Source organism: Gordonia sihwensis (assembly GCF_029632925.1).
In the GTDB taxonomy this organism is placed as follows: domain Bacteria; phylum Actinomycetota; class Actinomycetes; order Mycobacteriales; family Mycobacteriaceae; genus Gordonia; species Gordonia sihwensis.
Genome location: NZ_CP121248.1, coordinates 2,174,120 through 2,186,570 on the forward strand (window position 1 = coordinate 2,174,120; position 12,451 = coordinate 2,186,570).

Annotated in this window: 11 protein-coding genes, 1 tRNA gene, 1 pseudogene and 1 other annotated feature; of the genes and pseudogenes, 3 read left to right on the forward strand and 10 right to left on the reverse strand. The window is 66.2% G+C overall.

Annotation, left to right across the window (positions count from 1 at the left end):
- Positions 1-12: 12 nt before the first annotated feature.
- Positions 13-1,185: an ApeA N-terminal domain 1-containing protein gene (locus P5P27_RS10460; protein ID WP_278123847.1), complete on the reverse strand. Its 1,173-nt coding sequence runs from the start codon at positions 1,183-1,185 to the stop codon at positions 13-15.
- A gap of 202 nt (positions 1,186-1,387) precedes the next feature.
- On the opposite strand from P5P27_RS10460, the gene P5P27_RS10465 reads away from it, so the two are divergent.
- Positions 1,388-2,610, forward strand: a protein-coding gene (locus tag P5P27_RS10465; RefSeq protein WP_278123849.1) for an IS3 family transposase whose coding sequence is annotated in 2 segments (ribosomal slippage) — positions 1,388-1,667 and positions 1,667-2,610 — 1,224 coding nt in all. Because the reading frame shifts where the segments join, the coding sequence is not laid out codon by codon here.
- Positions 1,657-1,790 (forward strand) — a sequence feature (AL1L pseudoknot). Its footprint overlaps the gene before it by 134 nt.
- A gap of 39 nt (positions 2,611-2,649) precedes the next feature.
- Positions 2,650-3,423: pseudogene (locus tag P5P27_RS10470) on the forward strand (IS256 family transposase); the annotation flags it as partial.
- Positions 3,424-3,524: 101 nt separating this feature from the next.
- On the opposite strand, the gene P5P27_RS10475 reads toward P5P27_RS10470, so the two are convergent.
- The 9 genes from P5P27_RS10475 to P5P27_RS10515 all read right to left on the reverse strand — a co-directional run bounded on the left by P5P27_RS10475 (position 3,525) and on the right by P5P27_RS10515 (position 11,408).
- Positions 3,525-3,598, reverse strand: a tRNA-Pro gene (locus tag P5P27_RS10475).
- A 71-nt stretch (positions 3,599-3,669) separates the two neighbouring features.
- Positions 3,670-3,933 carry a hypothetical protein gene (locus P5P27_RS10480; RefSeq protein WP_045537997.1) on the reverse strand — a complete coding sequence of 88 codons (264 nt, stop codon included), beginning with the start codon at positions 3,931-3,933 and terminating at the stop codon, positions 3,670-3,672.
- 60 nt (positions 3,934-3,993) lie between these two features.
- Positions 3,994-5,433, reverse strand: coding sequence for a ribosome biogenesis GTPase Der (gene der / locus P5P27_RS10485; protein WP_006898304.1), 1,440 nt, complete (start codon positions 5,431-5,433; stop codon positions 3,994-3,996).
- Positions 5,430-6,110, reverse strand: coding sequence for a (d)CMP kinase (gene cmk / locus P5P27_RS10490; protein ID WP_278127438.1), 681 nt, complete (start codon positions 6,108-6,110; stop codon positions 5,430-5,432). The genes der and cmk overlap by 4 nt, the downstream gene beginning before the upstream one ends.
- Positions 6,111-6,142: 32 nt before the next feature.
- A complete protein-coding gene (locus tag P5P27_RS10495; RefSeq protein WP_045537995.1) occupies positions 6,143-7,177 on the reverse strand; it encodes a pseudouridine synthase in 1,035 nt (344 codons plus the stop codon).
- A 53-nt stretch (positions 7,178-7,230) separates the two neighbouring features.
- Positions 7,231-7,905 carry an SMC-Scp complex subunit ScpB gene (scpB, locus tag P5P27_RS10500; RefSeq protein WP_231650132.1) on the reverse strand — a complete coding sequence of 225 codons (675 nt, stop codon included), beginning with the start codon at positions 7,903-7,905 and terminating at the stop codon, positions 7,231-7,233.
- Between the two features lie 50 nt (positions 7,906-7,955).
- On the reverse strand, positions 7,956-8,831 hold the full coding sequence (locus tag P5P27_RS10505; RefSeq protein WP_278123854.1) for a segregation and condensation protein A: 876 nt from the start codon (positions 8,829-8,831) through the stop codon (positions 7,956-7,958).
- Positions 8,828-9,730, reverse strand: coding sequence for a ParA family protein (locus P5P27_RS10510; RefSeq protein ID WP_006898309.1), 903 nt, complete (start codon positions 9,728-9,730; stop codon positions 8,828-8,830). The genes P5P27_RS10505 and P5P27_RS10510 overlap by 4 nt, the downstream gene beginning before the upstream one ends.
- A 247-nt stretch (positions 9,731-9,977) precedes the next feature.
- On the reverse strand, positions 9,978-11,408 hold the full coding sequence (locus P5P27_RS10515; protein WP_278123856.1) for an HNH endonuclease signature motif containing protein: 1,431 nt from the start codon (positions 11,406-11,408) through the stop codon (positions 9,978-9,980).
- Between the two features lie 139 nt (positions 11,409-11,547).
- On the opposite strand from P5P27_RS10515, the gene P5P27_RS10520 reads away from it, so the two are divergent.
- Positions 11,548-12,447, forward strand: coding sequence for an LLM class flavin-dependent oxidoreductase (locus P5P27_RS10520; RefSeq protein ID WP_278123858.1), 900 nt, complete (start codon positions 11,548-11,550; stop codon positions 12,445-12,447).
- The last annotated feature ends 4 nt before the right edge of the window (positions 12,448-12,451 follow it).

Genomic DNA, 12,451 nt, shown 5'->3' on the forward strand with positions numbered 1-12,451 from the left:
TGAGGTAACGCGCTACCGCCGAAAGAGCTTCGGATTACTCGCCATGAGGTCCCGCGTGCGCTCGCCCAAGTGATAGAACTGGGTGGACTGACAGATCCATCTCGTGGGCGCTTTAGAACCTGCTACCCGGTTGAGTAGAGCACACATCAGGAGTATCCGTCCGCTCCTCATCAGGGTCGAAATCTCGTACGAGTCATACGAAACCAATGGGTCGTGTTTCAGAGCTGTGTATCGGTCCCAGAACAGCCGCGCCCACTTGCACTCATCACCACCGACGAACTTCCGGAACGCTGAACCAACGTGCATAGCCAGCAATTCGGCGTACCCCTTGTTCTTGACCTTGGTCCACTTCGGCCTCGTAGTCGACTCCTTCTTGCACGCTCCGACCCAGTACTCGATAGCGACGGCGATGTTCATTAGCTCGACCTCGACCGTCGTCATGCCGAATCGGCGAGCGCTGGTCAACGGCCCCACCGCGCGGGGATGCGTCTCAGCCAACAACAGCCATCGCCGCACGCCTGGCGCACCACCAATTGCCCCGAGTGAGAAGGCCGGCCGCTCGGACTTCTCCGAGGCACGCTTTACCCCCTCGGGAACGTCCATGAGCGAGTTGCTCCACAGCGCACCCTTGCTCGGCTCAACGTCCTTCCGGTAGTGAGGGACTAGCGAACCGCCGACGCACGGGACGAAAGCGTCGTAGGCCAAGTTGATTAGATCCTGGAAGGCAATCACCGGGCGAATGAGTTCATACCATGTACCGGGCCTAGATCTGGTGATGGTGAATGTCAGTGGTGTCGACGCCGAGAACTGATCGAACTGGCGCTCGCTAGCTTCCCAACTGACACCAATCTCCAGGGTCCGCCGGTCGCTGATCTCCGCAGTGATCGGAGTCACCCGGCGAACCGTGTAGGTCATTGTGTTGACCCGGCCGTCTGGCTGCCGGTCGTAGTCGATGTGAGCGCCCTTCGCTCCGCTCCACATGACAAGTCCATAGAAGTTCGCGGTGATCGAGACAACCTTCGCACTGGCTAGCTCGCTCGGGTCAACACCGACAACGAATCCGCGCGCGAGGTAGGAGCGTACAGAGATCTTGTTACCCCCCATTACGCTGTTCTCGGGGACACTTCGAATGTCGTAGGCAACCGTCCCGCCGACCTCAGTAGCGCCATAAACGGCGTCTGGCATGGGAGTACTCCCCGGCTGTGGGAGTCCCTCGTCGGGTCGTTTGATAGTCCGAATGGCGAGGTAGTCGTCCTGTTGCTCGGCATGCCCTTGCCAGGAGGTGTCGGCTCGGTTGTAGGTCGCCAGGTCTACCCAAAAATGACCCATAGTTCCACCGTGAAGCGCCCTGGGTTCCGTTCCGAGTCTCAGCAAGGAGAATCGGAGTATGCCCAAGAAGTTCAGTCCAGAGCTGCGTGAGCGTGCCGTGCGCATGGTCTACGACCGCCAAGCCCGCGAGGGCGGCCCTCGCGCAGCATCGATCCGTGCCGTCGCGCCGCAGCTCGGTGTCGGCACAGAGACGCTGCGGATCTGGTGCAATCGCTACGGCGCCACCGAGCCGGTCGGACCGGGAGAGCCGCTCGAGGAGGAGAATCGCCGTCTCCGGCGGGAGCTCGCCGAGGCGCGACGTGCGAACGAGATCCTGAAGGCCGCCTCAGCGTTTTTCGCAGCGGAACTCGACCGCCCCACGACGAAATGATCGCGTTCGTCGACATGCATCGCGAGAAGTTCGGGGTCGAGGCCATCTGCCGCATCCTCAGTGCGACAGAATGTGGGTTCATCACCTCCCGCGGATACCGCGCTGCCAAGAACAGGCCGGCCTCCGCTCGCAGCGTTCGGGACGAGATGCTGGCGGAGGAGGTGCAGCGGATTCATCAGGCGAACTACAGCGTCTATGGGGTCCGGAAGATGTGGCACGCAATGCGCCACGCAGGATGGAACGTCGGTCGCGACCAGGTCGCGAGGCTGATGAAGATCGCCGGCCTGCAGGGCGTTCGCCGAGGTCGAAAGCCCGTCACCACCTGCTCCGCAGACGGAGATGACCAGCGCCCGGAGCTCGTTGAACGGCGGTTCGTCGCGGATCGACCGCAGCAGCTTTGGGTCGCCGACATCACCTACGTCCGGATGCTCTCCGGGTTCTGCTACGTCGCATTCGTTACCGATGTCTTCAGTCGCAGAATTGTCGGCTGGGCGGTCGCGCCCACGCTCCACACGGAGTCTCTGCCATTGCTCGCACTGGAGCATGCACTGCAGTCCACCGGGGTGAGCAGGAACGAAAGCGGATTGATCCACCATTCCGACAGGGGTAGTCAATACGTTTCGCTCGCCTATTCGGACGCTCTGCTCGCCGCGGGAGTTACGGCTTCAGTAGGTACCGTCGGCGATAGCTACGATAACGCGCTGGCCGAGACAGTGAACGGCCTATACAAGGCGGAGTTGATCTACTCCAAGCGGATCTGGGAGTCAGTCAGCGAGGTTGAGCTCGCCACGATGGGCTGGGTCCACTGGTGGAACACCTCCCGGCTCCACGAAGCTCTCGGCTACCGCACCCCGGCGAACGTCGAAGCGACCTACACTCACACCACGACGACCGCGCCCGCGACCGTGTAACCACGGAACGAAACCCAGGGCGCTTCAACCCAGGGCGCTTCATGGCAGCAAATCCTGCAACGCCAACCCGCCCCGCACGTCGCGGTCATCGACGGTGGCCGCGGCCTGCTCGCCGCGATCGCTGACGATTGGCCCACCACTCGAGTCCAGCGCTGCTACTTCCACATCTTCCAGACCGTGCGCCGCCACCACACCTTCAAACCCCGACTCGATGCTGCCCGTGAAATTGTCACTCTGACAACCGCTTTGATGAACATCCGCAATTCCGAGCAGGCCGTGCTCTGGCTTCAGGCCTACAACGACTGGGAAATCAAGCACGACCGATTCCTCCGGCACCGGACCTACGCCCGCCCGCACGCTGTGCGCCCGAAGGGCGTCGCCGAGACCAGCACCTGGTGGTACACCCACCGCGACCTACGCAAGACCCGAGGACTGTTCCGGCGGCTGATCTCAGAAGAGCACCTGTTCACCTGGATCGACCCCCGCCTGACCGATGAAGAGCACCCCCTGCCGCGGACCACCTCACCGCTCGAAGGCGGCCCCAACAAAGGTCTCAAAGACCTGTTCCGCGCTCACCGAGGACTTCTGACCGAGCACGCCCGCCGAGCCGCCGAATGGAAGCTCAACAGCCTCACCGCCCACCCACACGATCCGTGGAGCCTGGTCCGCGAAGAGCACCACAACCCACCACCGCAGCGACCGAAGGAAACGCCCGTCGAGGACGAGCAGATCGGGCCCGCCGCCTACGACACAGGCTTCAACTGGGAAGACGGCAACGGCATCCAACACGGATGGGGAGGCCGAAACCGGTAAACCACCCGACGCCACGCCCGAACCGTACACACATTCTGGCCTTTAACCCCACGTAGAGGGCACACACGACTGTGACCAGCACATAAGTGCTGGTCACGACGTCGGGCTGACAGGATTTGAACCTGCGACCACTTGACCCCCAGTCAAGTGCGCTACCAAACTGCGCCACAGCCCGTCTGCTCCGCCTGGCGAAGCGAATTCACCTTAGCTCACCCGACGGCCAGACTGCTAATCGCCTGCGTACGGCTACTTTTCGGCGCGCTGACGGTCGACCGCGATCCAGATCGCGGAGACGATCAGAGCCCCGATGATGGAGCCGATGATGCCGCTGGGACGGAACTCGATACCGTCACCGGCGATCAGGCTGATCAAGAGTCCGCCCACGAATGAGCCGATGAGGCCCGAGGCCAGAGCCATGCCCCAGTTGAGCCCCTTGCGGCCGGTTCCGAGGATCAGTTGGGCGGCAGCACCGATGAGCATGCCCCAGAGGACGATTCCGATGATCAACATGCCGGAATTGTGCCACAGCGCCTGGACACTTCGACGTGCTCAGGCGCTGTGGGCACGTAGTTACTTCTTTCGGTCGCGCTTGTCGCGCACACGGACGTTGATCCGCACGGGCGAACCGTCGAAGCCGAACCGCTCGCGCAGTTTCCGCTCCAGGAAGCGCCGGTAGCCCGCCTCCAGGAAGCCGGTGGTGAACAGCACGAAGGTCGGAGGTCTGGTCGCGGCCTGAGTGGCGAACATGACACGCGGTTGCCGCCCTCCGCGCACCGGCGGCGGCGTGGCGGCGATGATCTCCTTGAGCCACGAGTTGAGCTGACCGGTGGAGATGCGCTTGTCCCACGACTCCAGCGCGCCCTCGAGCGCGGGAACCAGCTTCTGGACGCTCCGCCCGGTCATCGCCGAGATGTTGACCCGCCGTGCCCACGGCACACGCGCCAACTCACGGTCGATCTCGTTGTCGAGCTCGTAGCGGCGGTCCTCGTCGACGAGGTCCCACTTGTTGAACACGACGACGAGCGCACGACCGCTGTCGACGATCATCGACAGCACGCGCAGGTCCTGCTCGGTGATCGTCTGACTGGCATCGATCAGCAGCAGAGCCACCTCGGCCGAGTCCAGTGCCGCACGGGTCCGCAGCGACGCGTAGTACTCGTGCCCGGTGGCGTTCCGCACCTTGCGGCGCAATCCGGCGGTGTCGACGAACTGCCAGGGCTTGCCGCCCAGTTCGATCAACTCGTCGACGGGGTCGACGGTGGTGCCCGCGACGTTGTCGACCACAGCGCGTTCCTCACCGGCCAACTTGTTCAGCAGCGAGCTCTTACCGACGTTCGGCTTTCCGACGAGCGCGACACGCCGCGGACCGCCGACGGCGAATCGTTCGCGCGGCGACTCCGGCAGAACCTCGAGGATCTTGTCCAGGAGATCTCCGGTACCGCGGCCGTGAGCAGCCGAAATGGTGTGCGGCTCCCCCAGCCCGAGCGACCACAGCGATGCAGCCTCGGCTTCCATCCGCTCAGAGTCGACCTTGTTCGCCGCCAGCAGCACCGGGGTCTTCGACCGCCTCAGCACACGGGCGACGGCCTCATCGGTGGCAGTGGCGCCGACGGTGGCGTCCACGACGAGGACGATCGCATCAGCCGTGCGCATCGCGTACTCGGCCTGGGCGGCGATCGCCAGGCCCATCCCCTTGGCATCCGGCTCCCACCCACCGGTGTCGGTGACCATGAACTGGCGGCCGATCCAGTCGGCCTTGTACGACACACGGTCACGCGTGACACCCGGGACGTCTTCGACGACCGCCTCACGACGACCGAGAATGCGGTTCACCAAGGTCGACTTGCCGACGTTCGGCCGTCCCACGATCGCGACCACCGGCAGTGCGGCGCTCTCTCCCGCGGCGTCGTCGGTCACGAAATCGGACAGGTCCCAATCGCCCTCGTCCGACCATGTGCCGTCGCCGGCCAGGTTGGGGTCGGCGAACTCGGTGGAGAAATCGTCACTCATGGGCGGACTCCGATCCGCTCGGCGACCAGCTCGGCGAGCCGGTCGATCACTTGCTCAAGGGTCATGTCGCTGGTGTCGACCAGCACCGCGTCGTCGGCCGCGCGCAGCGGCGACACCGCTCGGGTCGAATCCAGATGGTCGCGACGGTTCACGCTGTCGAGGACCTCGGAGAGAATGCTCTCGCGGCCGGCAGCGAGATTCTGCCGGTGACGCCGCTCGGCCCGGGCCTCGGGCGTCGCGGTCAGGAACACTTTGAGTGCGGCGTCCGGGAATACCACGGTGCCGATGTCACGTCCTTCGACGACCAGGTACGCGTCGTCGGCGTGCGCGCGCTGCAGTTCGACGAGCTTCTCGCGCACCCGCGGGTTCGCCGACACCGCGGACACCGCCGCGGTGACCTCGTCGGTGCGGATCTCTCGGGAGACATCTTCACCGTCGAGGAACACCTGGGTGTCCCCCGCGTCGTCGCCGCCGGCCGTCAGCCGGATATCGGCGGCGTCGACGATGTCGCCGACCTCGTCACCGTCGGGCCGAACTCCCGCCCGCAGGACGGCGAGCGTCGCGGCACGGTACATCGCTCCGGTGTCGAGCATGTGGGCCCCGATACGGGACGCCAGCTTGCCCGAGACCGTCGACTTGCCGGTTCCCGCAGGGCCGTCGATCGTGACGACCCTCATCGGCTCAGCAGCACTCGGTTCGCTGACGCCGGTCACATTCCCACCGCCTTGTACAGCGCGCCGATCTCCTTGTTGTCGAGGACGCGCAGGCTGCCGGGACGCTGCTTGCCGAGCGCGACCGGACCGATGTCGGTACGGACCAGTCGTGTCACGGGGAAACCAACCTCGGCGAGCAGGCGACGCACGACTCGCTTGCGCCCTTCGTGCAGGGTCAGCCGGATCAACGACTTGCCCTGATTCACCTCCAGGAGCGCGAACGAGTCGACGCTCACCGGGCCGTCCTCGAGCTCCACTCCCCGACGCAGCTCTCGACCGAGACCGCGGTTGACCTCGCCGCGCACCGTCGCCAGGTACGTCTTCGGCACCTCGTACGACGGGTGCATCAGGCGATGCGCGAGCTCGCCGTCGTTGGTGAGCAGGAGCAGTCCTTCGGTGTCGGCGTCGAGCCGCCCGACGTGGAAGAGGCGCTGACCGGCCATCACACGCTCGGCGACGATGTCACCGATGCAGGGTCGGCCGTGCTCGTCGCTCATCGTGGAGTGCCAGCCCTTGGGCTTGTTCAGCGCCAGGTACTGCTTGGACTCGTCGATGACGACGCGGGCGCCGTCGACCTTGATGATCGCGGTGTTCGGGTCGATCCGCAGTCCCTGCTCGACGACCACTTCGCCGTCGACCTCGACACGTCCGGCGGCGATCAGTTCCTCGGCGCCTCGACGGGAGGCGACGCCCGCCGCCGCGAGGACCTTCTGCAGTCGCATCCCGTCGGAGACGTAGGTGACGCCGTCGCCCTCCACCTCAGCCACCTGGTGCCGGGCGGGTTTGGAGTTGTTGAGGCGGATCTTGCCCGACTCGACGTCGACGCGGGAGCTGCCTTTGCGATGCGGCTTGCGGCTCGACAGCTGCTGTCCCGGACCACCGCGTTTGGCCGGCGCGCCGCGCTTGCCCGAGGGAGCGCCCTTCTTGCCTGCCACGTTCTTGCCGCGTGCATTCTGTTTGTCCGACGACGAGCGGTTGGTCCCGCTCCCTCGTCGCTTTCCCGGTGTGCCGTCTCGGCTAGCGGATGCCATGAAGTGTCCTTCAACTGTATTGATTTTCAGGTGGTGTCACGGCCCGAGGCGGCTCAGCCCTCATCGGCCTCCGCCAATGCCTGCGCCGAGACATCAACATTCGATTGTGCCTGGCCACCGCCCAGTTTGGCGAATCGCGGATCGTCGAGGAGTTCCTCGCCGAGGTCGTCGATCACGTCGACGCCCGGAAGCAGGGGTGCGATGTCGGGCAGATCACTCAAGGACGCGAGACCGAGCCGCTCGAGAAAGAGCTCGGTGGTGACGTACAGCGTGCCGTTCGTCGTCTCGTCGGTCCCGGCCTCGCTGATGAGCCCGCGTGCGAGCAGTGTCCGCACCACTCCGTCGACGTTGACTCCGCGGATCGCGCTCACGCGAGCACGGGTGACGGGTTGCCGGTAGGCGACCACGGCGAGCGTTTCGAGCGCCGCCCGCGTCAGCTTGCTCCGCGTGCCGTCGAGCAGCAGCTTCTCGACGTAGGGCGCGTAGTCGGAGCGGGTGTAGAAGCGCCATCCGTCGCCGGCGAAGCGAAGGTCGATCCCGCTGCCTGCCGCGGTGAGGTCGGCGCTCATCCGCCGAAGCAGCTGCCGGACGCGTGTGCGGTCCTGACCGACAGCGGACGCGAGTTCGTCCACCGTTGCCGGCGTGTCGACGACGAGGAGCACCGCTTCCAGAGCGGCCCGCAACTCGTCGTCTTCCAGGTGATCGCCCTCGTCGATGCCGGCGTCCATGTCGGGTTCGTCCGTCCGCCCATGATCGCTCGTCATCCCCGGTTCTGTCGTCATCCGTAGTCCTCCGACTTCTCGATGTCGATCTCCTGTGCTTCGCGGTCGCCGGTCCAACAGACTTTGAGCTCACCGAGCGGCTCCGGCTGCTCGAACTGCACCGCGCGCTCCCGATACAGCTCGAGCAATCCCAGGAACCGGGCGACCACCTCGAGTCCGTTCGCGCACTCTGCCACCAATGCCCCGAACGTCAACCACTGACCATCGGCCGCGGTGAGCAGTTCGGTGAGCCGTTTGGCCTGTTCGGGCACCGACACCGTGGATCCGTGCAGGTGGTCGAGCCCGACGGTCGGCTTCGGCTTCGGTACGACGGCCGCCGCAGCGATCTCCGCGAATCGCTGCGGATTCACTCCCAGATCCACCTCGGGCAGGAGATCTTCGAACCTCGCCTCCAGCGAAACAGCGCGCGGATACCGTTGCAGCGCTGCCGCCTCCAGTTCGCCGAACAGGACGGCGACCTGCTTGTAGGCACGGTACTGCAGAAGCCTCGCGAACAGGAGGTCGCGGGCTTCGAGCAGCGCCAGGTCTTCGGGGTCCTCCACCTCGCCGGAGGGCAGCAACCGCGCGGCTTTGAGATCGAGCAGGGTTGCGGCGATCACCAGGAACTCAGTGGTCTGTTCGAGGTCGGCCTCGGCGCCCAGCGCCTTGGTGTATGCGATGAAATCGTCGGTCACCACGTGGAGCGCCACCTCTGTGACGTCGAGGCGGTGCTGGCTGATCAGGTTGAGCAGTAGGTCGAACGGCCCGGAGAAGTTGGCGAGGCGGACCTGGAAGCCGTCGCTCCGCCCGCCCGCCTCGGCGTCTGCCGTCTCCGGGCCGGAGGTCGCGGGCCCGTCGCCGACGGGGGTCAGAGTCTCATCGGTCCCGGTCACGCCTGAGTCTCGTTGCGGGCGATCACCTCACGTGCGAGGTCGCGATACGCTTTCGCCCCCGACGACTTCGGCGCCCATGACGTGATCGGCTCACCGGCGACCGACGTCTCCGGGAACCGTACGGTTCGGTTGATGACGGTGTCGTACACGGCGTCGCCGAACACCTCGACCACGCGGGCCATCACTTCCCGCGAGTGCAGAGTGCGCTGGTCGAACATGGTGACCAGGATGCCCCCGAGTTCGAGCTTGGGATTGAGTCGATCGTGAACCTTCTCGATGGTGTCGGTGAGAAGTGCGAGCCCGCGAAGGCTGAAGTACTCGCACTCCATGGGAATCACGACGTTGTCGGCGCACGCCAGCGCATTCACGGTGAGCAGGCCGAGCGACGGCTGACAGTCGATGAGGATGTAGTCGTACCGGTCGGCCACCGGGTGCAGCGCACGGGCGAGCGCCTGTTCGCGCCCGACCTCGGTGACGAGCTGGATCTCGGCCGCCGACAGATCGATGTTCGACGGGAGCAGATCGAGTCCGTCGACGCGGGTGCGCATGAGGACGTCGTCGGTCGCCGCGTACGGCGGGACCAGGAGGTTGTGGACCGTCTCTTCGAGTTCATGGTGCGCCACCCCGAGACCGGCGGACAGCGCCCCCTGCGGGTCGAGGTCGACGAGCAGTACGCGTCGACCGCATTCGGCAAGTGCGGCACCGAGATTGATCGTCGAGGTGGTTTTGCCGACGCCGCCCTTCTGGTTGCACATCGCGACGATGACCGCCGGGCCGTGCTTCTCGCGGGGCGCGGGGTCCGGAATGTCGCGGTAGGGGCGTCCCGTCGGCCCGAGCTTGTCCGCCGGCACGTCGAGTTGACCCTGCTGTGCTTTGCCGCGGGGGTTGGATGCACTCACCTGTTCGATGCTCCTCCCCGGTTGTGCACGCTGCGAAACTGGTCGTCTCGATCCTAATGTGTCGAGACGGACGTCCACGGCAGGCGCTCCGCAGACCTGCTGCACCTGGCCGGTCCGTTCATGATCGCCCGACGTCGCAACCGCAATCGGCGGCGTCGGAGTGTCGGCCGAGTCCTCAACCTCGCCTTGAGACTGAAGCCGACCGCCCGTCGGCGGCCGAACGGGATAGCCGTCCCGACAGTGCGATTCACAGCCTCGGTTGCGGCAACGGCGGCGGCTGGGGTTCGTGGCCCGGGAGCAGTTCAGCGTGGTGGATCTGGTTGATCCGCCATCGTCGGGCGGTGCGGTTGTCGCTCGGTCGCCAGGCGGCTCTGCCGGCGTGGGGTCCGTCGATCAGGATCATCGTCTGCCACTGGCCGCGGCGGGGGCCGACGGAGCGGTTGTGACGCCCGCATGCGGCGCCGAGGTGGTCGATGTCGGTGGGGCCGCCGTCGGCCCAGTCGGGGAAGTGATGGGCCTGCGTCCGGGTGAACGGGGCGTCGCAGCCGGGGGCGGTGCAGCCGCGGTCGCGGGCGAAGAGCATCAACCGCTGCGCCCGCGACGCCAGCCGGCGACCCCGTCCGAGATACAACGCCTGCCCGGTGCGGGCGGAGAAGACGGCCAGATGCGGAGTCGCGGCGGCGGCGACCTCGATCAACTCCGCGACCGGCACCCGAGTCCCGGTCGCGGTCAACGCCACCCCGGCGCGCTCGGCCAACTCCCGGTCGGTGACAGTGACGACCAGATCACCCGACCGCCGACCACCCCCAACACCACTGCGGGAGGCGCGCAGCAGCGCCTGCAGACCATCATGGGTGCGCTGCCCCGGAGTGCGAGTATCACGCTCCACCGCGGCCGCCAGAGCGGCCGGGTCCGCCGACTCCACGGTCCCCGACGGGGAATCCGGGTCGTCGGGATTGTTCATTCCCGGTGCCGCCCACGACGGCAGTGCCGCCTCCATCTCCGCCCGCAACGCCGGAGTCAGATACCCGCGGACTTTGCTCATCAGCCGCAGATCTTGGGGCAGGATCGTGAAGCCGCGCAGGCGTTTGCGGTCGCGTTCGTCGGTGACGGTTCCGTCCGGGTCCAGGTGCGCGAGCAGTCGGATGCCGGCGGTGCGGACACCGGCCGGACTCAGCTCGCGGGCGACCCAGGCCAGCTGTGCCTCGGCGCGTGCTCGGGTGTCGGCGTCGATGGCGGTGGGGATCTTGTCCATGACGGCGTCGATTTCGCGGATGTGGTCGGCGCCGATCGCACCCTCGCCCACCGCGACCGCGGTCGCCGGCAGTACCGGTGGGCGGGTTTGGCCTTGTAGGTCGGTGAATCGTCCGATCCCGGCGGCGCTGACGCGTCGGCGGCGGGCGGCACCGTCACCGAGCCGCAACCCCTGCGCCAAATACTGGTGCACCGACAGGTACCCGGCTTTGCGATACACGGCCCGGTCGGAGACCTCCACCAACACCGCGGCGTCGACACCGTCGAGACGACGATGAGTACGTTCCAATGTCTCGACGGTTTCCAGCAGGGTGTCTTCGGGGACCGCGGACAGTGGCAGGGACGCGAACTTGGTTGCCGCAGCCTCCAATAGGCGGGCGAGGGCGGCCGGGTCGTCCGGGAGCAGCACCTCTGACGTGTCCATCGAACCCACCCCCTTTCGACCTGCACAGTGTCCGAGAACACTTCTGCTGTGCTTCTATGTTCGAACCCTACCGCCGACCTCCGACAAAACAGTCGGCGCTCGCCTGCGCTCGCGCACTCGTCGTCGTAGTCTGCGAACCATGAGCGACTACGGTCTCGACCTTCGTTTCGGCGTCTTCGTCACAGGTACGTCAAAGGCACCTCAGCAGGCCGTCGACCTGGCTCTGACCGCCGAAGACGCCGGCATCGACATGGTGACGATCCAGGACCACCCGTACCAACCGGCGTTCCTCGACACCTGGACCCTGCTGAGCTTCATCGCCGCGCGGACCGAGCGCGTGATTCTGTCCGGAAACGTCCTCAACCTCCCGCTGCGGCCTCCCGCTGTTCTCGCCCGCGCCGCTGCGAGCCTCGATCTGCTCTCCGCCGGTCGATGCGAGATCGCACTGGGTGCAGGCGGCTTCGTCGACGCGATCGCGGCGATGGGAGGTCCGCGTCGCACCCCCGGAGAAAGCCGTCGTGCACTGGACGAGGCGATCGACGTGATGCGCGCGATCTGGGACACCTCGGCCCGCGGCGGCGTTCATCTCAGCGGTGACTTCTACCAGGTGGACGGCGCCAAACGCGGCCCGGCGCCCGCCCACCCGATCGGCATCACCGTCGGCGCGTACAAACCGCGCATGCTCCGACTCGTCGGCCGCAAATGCGACGGCTGCCTGCCGTCGCTCAGCTATCTGCCGAACGGGGTCAGCGATCTGACCTCGATGAATGCCGTGATCGACGCAGCCGCGATCGACGCCGGCCGTGACCCCTCGGCTATCCGGCGATACCTGAACGTCGGCGGTCACTTCAACGACGCTCGCGGAGATCTGCTCAGCGGTCCGCCGGCATCCTGGGTGGACGAGCTCGCCGGTCTCACCCGCGACTACGGCATCACCGGGTTCATCTTCGCGACGGACGACGCGGCCGAGATCGAGACCATCGGCACCCAGGTGGCACCCGCTGTGCGGGAACTGGTCGCCGAGCACCGGTCGGCGTGAGGGT

Coding starts and splice junctions, on each gene's coding strand:
- P5P27_RS10460 (WP_278123847.1), bottom strand. CDS start 1,185: ATGCCAGACGCCGTTTATGGCGCTACTGAGGTCGGCGGGACGGTTGCC.
- P5P27_RS10480 (WP_045537997.1), bottom strand. CDS start 3,933: ATGTTGATCATCGGAATCGTCCTCTGGGGCATGCTCATCGGTGCTGCC.
- der (WP_006898304.1), bottom strand. CDS start 5,433: ATGAGTGACGATTTCTCCACCGAGTTCGCCGACCCCAACCTGGCCGGC.
- cmk (WP_278127438.1), bottom strand. CDS start 6,110: ATGAGGGTCGTCACGATCGACGGCCCTGCGGGAACCGGCAAGTCGACG.
- P5P27_RS10495 (WP_045537995.1), bottom strand. CDS start 7,177: ATGGCATCCGCTAGCCGAGACGGCACACCGGGAAAGCGACGAGGGAGC.
- scpB (WP_231650132.1), bottom strand. CDS start 7,905: ATGGACGCCGGCATCGACGAGGGCGATCACCTGGAAGACGACGAGTTG.
- P5P27_RS10515 (WP_278123856.1), bottom strand. CDS start 11,408: ATGGACACGTCAGAGGTGCTGCTCCCGGACGACCCGGCCGCCCTCGCC.
- P5P27_RS10520 (WP_278123858.1), top strand. CDS start 11,548: ATGAGCGACTACGGTCTCGACCTTCGTTTCGGCGTCTTCGTCACAGGT.